Genomic DNA, 11,612 nt, shown 5'->3' with positions numbered 1-11,612 from the left:
CCGCTGTCGTGAGTGGTGACCCGGGTCCTGCCCGGATCACCACTCACGACAGGCGGTCAGCTGCCGGTCAAGTTTCTCGAGCATCGAGGGTCCGCCTGCCCGGGGGCATCGCGTCGCCTTGCGGCAGGTCCGCACCCGGTGGTCAGCCACGGCTGCCGGCCGAGTTCTGTCGAGCATCGAGGGGCCGCCTACCCGGCGGGGCATCGCGTCCCTCGCGGCAGGGCCGCACTCCGTGGTCAGCCGCGGCTGCCGGTCGAGTTCCTCGAGCACCGAGGGGCTGCCTGCCTGCGGCAGGCCACCCCCGTCGTCAGCCGCGCCGGGCCTGGGTGAATTCCCAGGCGTCGCGGACGATTCCGGTCAGTTCGGTGCGTTCCGGCTTCCAGCCCAGCTCTTCCCGGGCCCGGTCGCTGGCCGCGACGAGCACCGACGGGTCGCCCGCCCGGCGCGGGGCCACCGCCGCCGGGATGCTGTGGCCGGTCACCTCGCGGCAGGCCTCGATCACCTCGAGCACCGAGAATCCCGTGCCGTTGCCCAGGTTGTAGATCCGGTGCTGGCCCGCGGTCGCGTGCTTCAGGGCCAGCAGGTGCGCGTCCGCGAGGTCCACCACGTGGATGTAGTCGCGGATCGCGGTGTGGTCCGGCGTCGGGTAGTCGTCGCCGAAGATCTGGATGCGCTCACGGTCGCCCGAGGCGACCTGCAGGACGAGAGGAATCAGATGGGTTTCCGTGGCGTGGCGCTCACCGAACGCGCCGTACGCGCCCGCGACGTTGAAGTAGCGCAGGCTGACCGCGGCCAGCCCGTGCGCGCCGGCGAAGCTGGTGATCGCGTGGTCGATGGCGAGCTTCGTGGCGCCGTAGGTGTTGGTCGGCCGCGTCGGCGCGGACTCCGGGATCGGGGACTGCTCCGGCTCGCCGTAGGTCGCCGCGGTCGAGGAGAACACCAGGCGCGGCGTGCCGTGCTCCTGCATGGCCTCCAGCAGGCGCAGCGAGGTGACGACGTTGCCTTCCCAGTACTTCGACGGCGCCGTCATCGACTCGCCGACCAGCGACTTGGCGGCGAAGTGCAGCACGCCGTCGAAGCCCTCGCGCAGCAGGCTGCCCGCCACCTCCGCGGCGTCGCCTTCGATGAACCGCGCGTCCGGGTGGACGGCGTCGGCGTGCCCAGTGGACAGGTCGTCGACGACGGTGACCTGGTGACCGGCCTCGACCAGCCGGGCGGTGCAGACACTGCCGACGTACCCGGCTCCGCCCGTCACGACCAGTTTCAGGGCGTTGCTCTGCTCCGACACATCCAGGCCTTTCTGTCGAGGGTGACTGTGCTGTTCAGTCTTCCCCCTCGGCGACGCACAGGTCCGCGCGGGGGTTGCCCCGCGCGGACCCGCACGACGTCAGACCTCGTCGCGGCCGGCGCCGCGGGAGGGCACCGCGGTGAACATCCGCGGCCGCCGGTAGCCGGCCTTTTCGTACGCCGCGTCGACGGCCGCCTTGACCCCGTCCAGGTCGGCGTCGCGGACCAGCGCGATCGCCGACCCGCCGAAGCCGCCGCCGGTCATCCGGGCGCCGAGGGCGCCGGCTTCCCGCGCCGAGTCGACCGCGAGGTCCAGCTCGGCCGTGGAGATCCGGTAGTCGTCGCGCATGCTGACGTGCGAGGCGTCCAGGTACGGCCCGATCTCGGCCAGCCGCCCGGCGCGCAGCAGCTCGACCGTCTCCAGCACCCGCTGGTTCTCGGTGACGACGTGCCGCACCAGCGGCACCAGGTCCTCGGGCAGGCGGCCGAGAGCCTCGTCGAGGCCCGCGACGGTGACGTCGCGCAGCGCCTTCACCCCGAGCAGCTCGGCGGCCCGTTCGGTGCCGCGGCGCCGCTCGCCGTACCCGCCTTCGGCGTGCGAGTGCTTGGTGCGGGTGTCCATGATCAGCACCTGCAGCCCGGCCTCGGCCAGGCCGAACGGCACCTGCTCCTGCTCGCCCGAGCGCACGTCCAGGAACAGGACGTGGGACTCGGTGCAGCAGAGCGACGCCGTCTGGTCGAGCAGGCCGGTGGGCGCGCCGACGAAGTCGTTCTCCGAGCGCTGCACCCAGCGCGCCACCTGCGGCCGGGTCGGGACGTCGGCGCGGCTGCCGTCCAGTTCCAGCCCGGCCAGCCCGAGCAGGGCCAGCGACACCGCGCACTCGAGCGCGTGGGAGGAGGACAGCCCGGCCCCCGACGGCACGTCCCCGGCGATGACCAGGTCGGCGCCGGCGGCGAAGCCCTGGTCGCGCAGCACCCAGGCGACGCCCGCCGGGTACGCGGCCCACCCGTCGACCGTGCCCGGCGCCAGGTCGGCGATCTTGAGGTCGCCGGAGTGCTGGAGCTGGCCGTCGTCGCCGAGGGTGGCCACGGACAGGATGCCGTCTTCGCGGGGTGACGCCGCCGCGGCCAGGCGGTGCGGCAGGGCGAACGGCAGCACGAAGCCGTCGTTGTAGTCGGTGTGCTCGCCGATCAGGTTGACGCGGCCGGGCGCCGACCAGACGCCGGCGGGCGCGCGGCCGTGGACCGTGCGGAACGCCGACACGGCCTCCGAAGCGGGGCTCATCGGGCCTGCGCCAGGACGGCGTGCAGCGCGGAGCTGGCGACCTGGGCGGTGGTGTCCGCGCCGGTGACCTCGATGGTGCCGCCGCTGGCCTTGCCGACGGTGACCGTGCCGCCCGGCACGATGCCGACCGACTTGAGCTCGGTCATCAGCGACTCGTCCAGCTGGACGTGCTCGGCGATGCGCCGGATCTCGACGCGGCCGCCGCCGGTGCGGGCGAACTCGTCGAGGCGGACCAGGTCGGCTTCGGCGGGCGGCGCGGGCTCGCCGTCGCCCAGCTTGTCCAGGCCGGGGATCGGGTTGCCGTACGGGGAGGTGGTCGGGTGGTCGAGCAGCTTGACCAGCTTGCGCTCGACGGCCTCGCTCATCACGTGCTCCCAGCGGCAGGCCTCGTTGTGGACGTGCTCCCATTCGAGGCCGATCACGTCGACGAGGAGGCGTTCGGCCAGGCGGTGCTTGCGCATCACCGCGATGGCCAGTTCGCGGCCGTGGTCGGTGAGCTGGAGGTGCCGGTCGTCGGCGACGACCACCAGCCCGTCGCGCTCCATCCGGGCGACGGTCTGGCTGACCGTCGGGCCGCTCTGCTGCAGGCGCTCGGCGATGCGGGCGCGCAGCGGAACGACACCCTCTTCTTCGAGCTCGTAGATCGTACGCAAGTACATCTCGGTGGTGTCGATGAGATCGTTCACGCTGTCCCCTTCGTCCGCGTTGCTCATCGTAGTCGTTGGCACCGGCAGCGGCGGCGGGCCTCGGCGATAACAACTCGCCGGTGGGGGATATGTCCGCACCCCGCCGCGGCCGGGTGGGCGGCGGCGGCAAGATGGGAGGCATGCGTCCGCTGATCAGCACCACCGACCTCGCCGCCGCGCTGGCGGGCCCGGCCGCCGGACGGCCGGTGGTCCTCGACGTCCGCTGGCGGCTCGCCGGCCCGCCCGGCGCGCAGTCCTATCAGGAGGGACACGTGCCGGGCGCGGTGTTCGTCGACCTCGACCGGGCGCTCGCCGGCGAGCCGGGCGAAGGTGGCCGCCACCCGCTGCCCGACCCGGCCGACCTCCAGCGCGACCTGCGCGCGGCGGGCGTGCGGACGGGGGTGCCGGTGGTGGCGTACGACGACGCCGACGGGTCGGTGGCGGCCCGGGCGTGGTGGCTGCTGCGCTGGGCGGGCCACGAAGAGGTGACGGTCCTCGACGGCGGTTACGCAGCGTGGACGGCCGAGGGTCACCCGGTCACCACGGAACCGGCGCGGCCGGAGCCGGGCGACATCGAGGTGAAGCCGGGCGGCATGCCGGTCCTCGACGCGGACGAAGCGGCCGCCCTGGCCCGCGACGGCCTCCTTCTCGACGCCCGCGCGACCCCGCGCTACGCGGGCGAGACGGAACCGATCGACCCGCGCGCGGGCCACATCCCCGGCGCGGTGAACGCCCCGTTCGCGGGCCACATCGCCGAAAACGGCCGCTGGCGCACCCCGCAGGAGCTGGCGGCCCGGTTCGCCGACCTGGGCCTGCGCCCGGGCGAGCCGGTGGGCGCGTACTGCGGCTCCGGCGTGACGGCGAGTTCGGTGGTGCTGGCCCTGGAGCTGGCGGGCCACCCGGGAGCGGGCCTGTACGCGGGCTCGTGGTCCCACTGGTCCCGCGACCCCGAGCGCCCGGTCGCCACGGGTCCCCTGCCCGGCTGACCCGCGGGCAGCCCGCGCCTGGAACCGCCGAAGCCGGGGCCGGTGAAACCTCGGGTGGCGTGGTCTGCCGCGGCTTGTCGTGAGTGAGAAACAGGGTTAGAACGCTGTTTCTCACTCACGACCGCGGACCGGGCCGCGCGGTCCACGGATTCCCGCGATCGGCACTAGAGTCGGGTGCATGTCGCCGGCCGTCGTGTGGGACTCCGCTCTGCTGGGTTATGACCTGGGCGGGGAGCATCCCTTCAACCCCGTCCGGCTGGAGCTGACCGTCCGGCTGGCCACCGAACTGGGCGTGCTCCAGGACGTCGAACTGCTGGTCCCGTCCACCGCCGGGGACGAGGAGCTGCTGCGGATCCACGCCCCCGAATACCTGGCCGCCGTGCGGGACGCTCCGCTCGTCGGGTGGGATGTCGGGCACGGGCTCGGGACCGACGACAACCCCGTCTTCTCCGACATGCACGACGCCTCCGCGCTCGTCGTCGGCTCCACGCTGCTCGCCGCCCGCAAGGTCGCCGAGGGGGAGGCCACCCGCGCGGTCAACATCGCCGGCGGGCTGCACCACGCCATGCGGGACCGGGCCGCCGGGTTCTGCGTCTACAACGACTGCGCCGTCGCCATCTCGTGGCTGCTCGACCACGGTTTCGACCGCATCGCCTACATCGACACCGACGTCCACCACGGCGACGGCGTCCAGGCTGCCTTCTACGACGATCCGCGCGTCCTCACCATCTCGCTGCACCAGCATCCCTTCACGCTCTGGCCGGGCACCGGCTACTCCGCCGAGACCGGCCGCGGGAAGGCCGACGGCACCTCCGTCAACGTGCCGCTGCCGCCGCGCACCCGCGATCCCGGGTGGCTGCGGGCCTTCCACGCCGTCGTCCCCTCGCTGCTGGCCGACTTCGAGCCGCAGCTGCTGTTCACCCAGTGCGGGGTCGACTCCCACGAGGAAGACCCGCTGGCCGACCTCTCCCTGAGCGTCGACGGGCACCGCACGATCTACGCCACCCTGCGCGACCTCGCCGAGACCTACGCCGGCGGCAAGTGGATCGCCGTCGGCGGTGGCGGGTACCAGCTGATCCGGGTCGTCCCGCGGTCGTGGACGCACCTGATCGCCACCGTCCTCGACCGGGACGTCGACCCCGCGACGCCGCTGCCGCCCGGCTGGACCGCCGCCGTCGGCAAGGCCGCGCCGCACGCCGAGCTGCCGCGAACCATGTCCGACGACCGCGACACCGGCTTCAAGCCGTGGGGCGACGGCGAGGACGACCCGGTCGACATCGCCGTCCGGGACACCCGCCGCGCCGTCTTCCCGCTGCACGGCCTGGATCCGGACGACCCGAGGGACTGACCATGGCCGGACGGGACCCCTTCGACTACCCCCGTGACTGGGAGGCCGACGTCGTGCTGTCCGACGGCGGCACCGTCCACCTGCGCCCGATCGTGCCGAGCGACGCCGGCGGCCTGGTCGCCTTCCACGCGAAGCTGTCCGAGCGCACGCGGTACTTCCGCTACTTCGGCGCCTACCCGCGGATCCCGGAGAAGGACCTCAAGCGGTTCTCCACGGTCGACCACCACGACCGGGTGGCGTTCGCCGCCTTCCTGGGCGACGACATCGTCGCCGTCGGCCGGTACGAGCGGCTCGACCACGGCCCGTCGGCCGAGGTCGCCTTCGTCGTCAGCGACGCCCACCAGGGCCGCGGGCTCGGCTCGATCCTGCTGGAACACCTGGCCGCGGCCGCGTCGGAGTGCGGGCTGCGCCGGTTCGTCGCCGAGGTGCTCGCCGAGAACGCCGCCATGGTGCGGGTCTTCCGCGACGCCGGCTACCAGGTCAGCCGCGCGATCGAGGAAGGCGTGCTGCACCTGGAGTTCGACATCGACCCGACCGAGGAGTCACTGGCCGTCGCGCGTTCGCGTGAGCAGGCCGCCGAAGCCCGCAGCGTGCACAACCTGCTGCACCCGTCCTCGGTGGCGGTGATCGGCGCGTCCACCGAGCCCGGCAAGGTCGGCCACGTCGCCTTCGTGAACCTGCTGGCCGCCGGCTTCACCGGCACCGTCTACCCGGTGAACCCCGAGCATCGCTCGGTCCGCGGCGTCCGCGCGTACCCGTCGGTGCTGGACATCCCGGACCCGGTGGACCTGGCCGTCGTCGCGGTGCCCGCCGAGTCCGTCGAGTCCGTTTTGGACGCTTGCCTGGCGAAGGGCGTGAAGACGCTGCTGATCCTGTCCAGCGGGTTCGCCGAAGCCGGGCCGCACGGCCTGCACGCCGAGCTGAGGCTGGTCGGGGAGGCGCGGGCGCACGGCATGCGCGTGGTCGGCCCGAACGCGCTCGGCGTGCTGAACACCGCGCCGGGAATCCGGCTGAACGCCACCCTTGCGCCGCGGCTGCCGGGCCGGGGCCGCACCGGGTTCTTCTGCCAGTCCGGCGCGCTGGGCACCGCGATCCTCGCCGACGCCGAAGCCCGCGGCCTCGGCCTCTCGACGTTCGTCTCGGCGGGCAACCGCGCCGACGTCTCGGGCAACGACCTGCTCCAGTACTGGGAAACCGACCCGGACACCGATCTCGTGCTGCTCTACCTCGAGTCGTTCGGCAACCCGCGCAAGTTCGCGAGGCTGGCCCGGCGGCTCGCGCGGACGAAGCCGATCGTCGCGGTGAAGTCGGGGCGGCACGCGGTCCGGCCGCAGCTGGCCGCGACGTCCACCGAGATCGACGAAGCCAGCGTGCAAGCCCTGTTCGAGCAGGCCGGGGTCGTGCGGGTGGAGTCGCTGGCGCAGCTGTTCGACACCGCGCTCGTGTTCGCCCACCAGCCGCTGCCCGCCGGGCCGCGGATCGGGATCGTCGGCAACTCCAGCGCGATCGGGCTGCTGGCCGCCGACACCGCGCGGATGCAGGGGCTGCGGCTGGCGGCCGATCCGGTGGACGTCGGCCCGCAGGCCGCGCCGGAGGAGTTCGCCAAGGCCGTCCGCGAGGCGCTCACCTCGCCGGAGACCGACGCGCTGGTCGTCGTGTTCGCGCCGCCGATCGCCATCCCCGGCACCGCGTACGCGCGCGCCCTGCGGGAGACGGTCGTCGAGCTGGGGCAGCACAAGCCGATCGTGTCGACGTTCCTGGCCGCCGAGGGCGTCCCGGACGAACTGGCCGTGTTCACCGCCGACGGCGTGCCGACGCGGGGATCGATCCCGTCGTACCCCAGCCCGGAACGCGCGGTGAACGCGCTCGCGCGGGTCGTCCGGTACGCGGCGTGGCGGCAGCGCCCGCAGGGCACGCTGGTGCGGCCGGCGGGCATCCACACCGAGCAGGCGCAGGGGCTGGTGCGTGAACTGCTGGAGGCCGAGGGCGGCAAGACGACGCTGCTGTCGGACACCGACGTCGTGCGGCTGCTGGGCTGCTACGGCGTCGACGTCGTGCCGTTCCGCATCGTGTCCACTGTGGACCAGGCGGTCGCCGCGGCGGGCGAGCTGGGCTACCCGGTGACGCTCAAGGCGGTCGACGAACGGCTGCGCGGGCGTCCCGACCTGGCCGGGGTGCGGCTGGACCTGGCGTCCGAAGACGCCGTGCGCACCGCGTACGAAACGCTGCGGGAGATCTCCGGCGACGACGAGGTCTACGTCCAGCGGATGGCCCCGAAGGGCCTGTCGTGCGTGATCGGGCTCCAGGACGACCCGTCGTTCGGCACGCTCGTGTCGTTCGGGCTGTCCGGGCTGGTCAGCACGCTGCTGGGCGACCGCGCCTACCGGGCGGTGCCGCTCACCGACGTCGACGCCGCGACGCTGCTGCGCGAGCCGCGGACCGCGCCGCTGCTCACCGGCTACCGCGGCGACGAGCCCGCCGACCTCGCCGCGCTGCAGGACATGGTGCTGCGCGTGGCGGCGCTGGCCGAGGACAACCCGGAGGTGCGGTCGCTGGTGCTGGACCCGATCCTGGCGTCGCCGGACGGCGCGTTCGTCGCCAACGCGCGCCTGGTCCTGGGCGCGCCGCCGAGCCGCCCGGACACCGGCCCGCGGCGGCTGCGCGCGATCCCGGTGGACTGACGCGTGCGCACCCTCACCGAGCTGCTGGCCGCACACGCCGGGGACGTGCCGGGCGCGGTGGCGCTCGTCGCGCACGGCGAGCAGGTCGAGGCCGCGGCGGTGGGCTCGGCCGACGCGGGCGGCACCGTGCCGATGGCGCGCGATTCGCTGTTCCGCATCGCGTCGCTCACCAAGCCGATCACCGCCGCGGCGGTGCTGCTGCTCGCCGACGAGGGCGCGCTGGCGCTGGACGACCCGGTGGCGCGCTGGCTGCCGGAGCTGGCGGCGCCGGTGGTCGTCCGGACCCCGGACGGGCCGGTCGACGACGTGGTGCCGGCCCGCCGCCCGATCACGGTGGAGGACCTGCTGACCTTCCGCTGCGGCTACGGCCTCGCCGCGGACATGACGCTGCCCGCGGTCGACCTGCTGCTCCAGGTGGTGGGGCACCCGGCGGCGTCGCCACGCGCGGTGGCCCCGGACGAGTGGCTGGCGGCGCTGGCCCAGGTGCCGCTGCTGCACCAGCCGGGGGAGGGCTGGCTCTACGACACCGCGTCCGACCTCCAGGGCGTGCTGATCGCGCGGGTGTCGGGACGGCCGCTGCCGGAATTCCTGGCGGAGCGGCTGTTCGAGCCGCTCGGCATGGCCGACACGGGGTTCTTCGTGCCGACGCCGGAGCTGGGCCGGTTCACCAGCGCGTACCGCCGCGCCGAGGAGGGGCTGCGGCTGATCGACTCGCCGGAGGGCCGCTGGAGCAGCCCGCCGCCGTTCCCGTCGGGCGCGGGCGGGCTGGTCTCGACAGCCGACGACCTGCTGACGTTCGCCCGGTTCCTGCTGGCCGAGGGCACGGCGGACGGCCACCGCCTGCTGACGCCCGCGTCGGTGCACCGCATGACGGCGAACCACCTGACGCCCGCCCAGCGCGAAGCGGGCCGCGTGTTCCTGCACGGCCAGGGCTGGGGCTACGGCGGCTCGGTGGACGTCGAGCCGAGCACGCCATGGGAGGTCCCGGGCCGCTACGGCTGGGTCGGCGGCGCGGGCACGGCCTGGCACCTGGTCCCGGCGACGGGCGCGGTGTCGATCCTGCTGACCCAGGTGGAGCTGACCAGCCCGGACCCGACCCCGCTGATGCGCGAGTTCTGGACCTACGCGGCGGGGTAGAAAACCGGTCGCCGCCCGCATGCTTCGCGCGGCACCATGCGGTCCATGGCTGCCGTGTTCCTGCCGGGGCTCGAACTGTCGCGCCGCTTCTACGACGAGGCGGTCCGGCCGCTGCTGCACAGGCATTTCGGCGATCTGCCCCACGCGGCCGCGCGCATCGGCACCGGCTCGGAAGTGCTCGGGTTCGACACCGCCCGGTCCGCCGACCACGAATGGGGGCCGCGCCTGCAGCTGTTCCTGCGCGACGACGACGCCGGACTCGCCGGCGACGTGGTCGCGATGCTGAGCGGCGAGCTGCCCAAGACGTTCCTCGGGTATCCCACGCACTTCGTCCCCACCGCGGACGCGCACGTCGGCCGCATGGCGGTCACCGACGGGCCGGTCTGCCACCGGGTGGACGTCGCCACCTTCGCCGGATGGTGCCGCGGGCGGCTGGGCTTCGACCCGCGGCGGGACCTGACCGTCGACGACTGGCTGGCCACGCCCACCCAGAGCCTGGCGGAGCTCACCGCGGGCGCGGTGTTCGGCGACCCCATCGGGGAACTGACGGCGGTTCGTGCCCGCCTCGCCTGGTACCCGGAGCAGGTCTGGCGCTATGTCCTGGCCTGCCAGTGGCAGCGGATCGCGCAGGAGGAGGCGTTCGTCGGCCGGTGCGGCGAAGTCGGCGACGAGCTGGGCTCGGCGGTCGTCGCCGCCCGCCTGGTGCGTGACCTCATGCGCCTGAGCCTGCTCATGCACCGCCGCTACCCGCCGTACGCCAAGTGGCTCGGCAGCGCCTTCGCCCGGCTGCCCGCCGCGGCGACCGTCACCCCGGCACTGACCGCGGCGCTCGCCGCCACGACGTGGCAGGACCGCGAAGCCGGTCTCGCGGAGGCGTACTCGGCGATCGCCGCGTGGCACAACCGGCTCGGGCTGACCGAGCCGCTCGATCCCGGCACCCGGCCCTACCACGACCGCCCGTTCCGGGTCCTGCACGCCGGACGGTTCAGCCGGGCCCTCGCCGGCGGCATCACCGACCCCGGGCTCCGCGCTCGTCCGCTCACCGGCGCCGTGGACCAGTTCGCCGACAACGCTGATCTGCTGACGGATCCGGCCGCGGCCCGCGCCGTGACCGCAGCGCTGCAGCGGAGGCGGACCTAGAGTCGCGCTGCCGACGAACCCCGGACGCACGAACCTAGCCGCGCGCGAGCAGGTCTCCCAGGGTCAGCAGCTGCGCGGTCGCCGGGCCGAGCTGGAACTCCAGACGCTTGGCCGTCGCGAAGTAGCGGTGGGCCTCGTGGTCGACGTCGATGCCGACGCCGCCGTGGATGTGGACCGTCGTGTGGGCCACCCGGTGTCCCGCTTCCGCGGCCCAGAACTTGGCCGTCGCCACCGCTTCCGCCGCCGGGACGCCCGAGGCCAGCTGCCACGCCGCCTGCAGGGTCGTCAGGCGGACCGCCTCGACGTCGAGGTGGGCATCCGCGAGGCGCTGGCGGACCGCCTGGAAGCCGCCGATGACGTGGTCGAACTGCTTGCGCTCGGCCGCGTAGGCCGCCGTCAGCTCCAGTGCCCGCTCGACCACGCCCAGCTGCTGCGCGCAGACCCCGGCCGTTCCGCGCAGCCGCAGCCACTCGCCGATGTCGCCCAGGGACACGCCGGGGACGTCCGACAGCTCCAGCAGGCACGCGTCGGCGTGGTCGGTCGTCGCCTGCGGCCGGACCGACACGCCCGACGCGGCCGCGTCGACGAGGAACACCGCGCCCGGTGCGGCGACCAGGAAGCCGTGGGCGAACGCGCCGTACGGCACCGCGGACGCCGTGCCCGACACCCGGCCGTCCGCCGCCGTGAAGCCCGACAGCGCCACCGCGAGCACGCGCTCGCCGCGCAGTACCGGCAGCACCCAGCGGTCCACCAGCTCCGGGGTGCCGAACTCCGCCAGTGCCGAGGCCGCCATCGTGATCGACGGCAGGTACGGCACGGCCGCCACCGCGCGGCCGATCTCGGTCAGCACCGCGCACTGCTCCGGCAGCCCGAACCCGCCGCCGCCCAAGGACGACGGCAGTGCCGCGTCCAGCACACCCGCCTGGGCCAGGGCCGTCCACAAGGGAGCGTCGAAGCCGCCGGTGCCGTGTGGTTCGTGGGTGGCCTTGCCGGCGAGGATCCGGCGGGTGAGCGCGGCGAGGTCCACCGACGCTTCGGAAGGGGTGAAGTCCATGGACGCTC

General features: G+C 74.1%; 9 protein-coding genes. 5 read left to right on the top strand and 4 right to left on the bottom strand.

Features of this window, described 5'->3' with window-relative positions; translation table 11 throughout:
- Window positions 1-307: 307 nt before the first annotated feature.
- The 3 genes from galE to ABJI51_RS36390 form a co-directional block, all read right to left on the bottom strand.
- On the bottom strand, window positions 308-1,288 hold the full coding sequence (gene galE, locus ABJI51_RS36400) for a UDP-glucose 4-epimerase GalE (RefSeq protein WP_348955653.1): 981 nt from the start codon (window positions 1,286-1,288) through the stop codon (window positions 308-310).
- Between the two features lie 99 nt (window positions 1,289-1,387).
- Entirely contained in the window at window positions 1,388-2,572 is a 1,185-nt protein-coding gene (galK, locus tag ABJI51_RS36395) for a galactokinase (protein ID WP_348955652.1), read from the bottom strand.
- Window positions 2,569-3,285 carry an iron-dependent transcriptional repressor DtxR gene (locus ABJI51_RS36390; protein ID WP_348955651.1) on the bottom strand — a complete coding sequence of 239 codons (717 nt, stop codon included), beginning with the start codon at window positions 3,283-3,285 and terminating at the stop codon, window positions 2,569-2,571. Before ABJI51_RS36390 ends, galK begins: the two co-directional genes overlap by 4 nt.
- A 113-nt stretch (window positions 3,286-3,398) precedes the next feature.
- On the opposite strand from ABJI51_RS36390, the gene ABJI51_RS36385 reads away from it, so the two are divergent.
- The 5 genes from ABJI51_RS36385 to ABJI51_RS36365 all read left to right on the top strand — a co-directional run bounded on the left by ABJI51_RS36385 (window position 3,399) and on the right by ABJI51_RS36365 (window position 10,550).
- Window positions 3,399-4,244, top strand: a complete 846-nt coding sequence (locus ABJI51_RS36385; protein ID WP_348955650.1) for a sulfurtransferase — start codon at window positions 3,399-3,401, stop codon at window positions 4,242-4,244.
- 178 nt (window positions 4,245-4,422) lie between these two features.
- Entirely contained in the window at window positions 4,423-5,592 is a 1,170-nt protein-coding gene (locus ABJI51_RS36380; RefSeq protein ID WP_348955649.1) for an acetoin utilization protein AcuC, read from the top strand.
- A gap of 2 nt (window positions 5,593-5,594) precedes the next feature.
- Window positions 5,595-8,273 (top strand): bifunctional acetate--CoA ligase family protein/GNAT family N-acetyltransferase, encoded by a 2,679-nt coding sequence (locus tag ABJI51_RS36375; protein ID WP_348955648.1) that lies wholly within the window; start codon window positions 5,595-5,597, stop codon window positions 8,271-8,273.
- Between the two features lie 3 nt (window positions 8,274-8,276).
- A complete protein-coding gene (locus ABJI51_RS36370; RefSeq protein WP_348955647.1) occupies window positions 8,277-9,410 on the top strand; it encodes a serine hydrolase domain-containing protein in 1,134 nt (377 codons plus the stop codon).
- Between the two features lie 45 nt (window positions 9,411-9,455).
- Window positions 9,456-10,550: a DUF4037 domain-containing protein gene (locus tag ABJI51_RS36365; protein ID WP_348955646.1), complete on the top strand. Its 1,095-nt coding sequence runs from the start codon at window positions 9,456-9,458 to the stop codon at window positions 10,548-10,550.
- Between the two features lie 34 nt (window positions 10,551-10,584).
- Here the strand turns inward: ABJI51_RS36365 and ABJI51_RS36360 are convergent, their stop codons facing one another.
- Window positions 10,585-11,604: an acyl-CoA dehydrogenase family protein gene (locus ABJI51_RS36360; RefSeq protein WP_348955645.1), complete on the bottom strand. Its 1,020-nt coding sequence runs from the start codon at window positions 11,602-11,604 to the stop codon at window positions 10,585-10,587.
- Window positions 11,605-11,612: the final 8 nt, after the last annotated feature.

It is taken from the genome of Amycolatopsis melonis, assembly GCF_040064235.1.
GTDB classification, from domain to species: Bacteria; Actinomycetota; Actinomycetes; order Mycobacteriales; family Pseudonocardiaceae; genus Amycolatopsis; species Amycolatopsis melonis.
Note: the sequence above shows the minus strand (reverse complement) of the source record. Positions and strands in the feature narration are given on the sequence as shown.